The organism is Dyella sp. SYSU CM1112 (genome assembly GCF_058216415.1).
Map to the genome: position 1 here is coordinate 1 of NZ_JBZEGI010000086.1, position 327 is coordinate 327.

The 327-nt window shown below is 66.1% G+C and carries 1 pseudogene; it reads right to left on the reverse strand.

Going from position 1 to position 327, the window contains the following annotated elements:
- Nucleotides 1-327 (reverse strand): annotated as a pseudogene (locus AC4HNJ_RS21730) (hypothetical protein); the annotation flags it as partial.

Consider the following 327-nt stretch of genomic DNA (forward strand, 5'->3'; position numbering starts at 1 on the left):
TGCTTCTACCGTCAATGCCGGCGCAGCAGGCTTGGCGGCCGTCGATGGCGTAGTGGTCGGCACAGGCGGCGCCGTGGCGAGTTGCGGCGGCTCTTGGGGACGCATCACCGGTCCTCCAACGTGCTCGGCTGTACGCGACACATTCGGTGTCAACAAGTTGGCCGACGACGCTTGCAGGTTGACGGTAGGTGCCACCTTGGCCGGCAGCGGGATAGCTTGCAATGCCGGCACAGGCGGTGCTGCCGCGACAGGGTTTGCCTGGGTCGTTACGGCATTGGGCATTGGCACCGGCGTGAGGGCCGGATTCTCAACGGCCATATGCGGCGG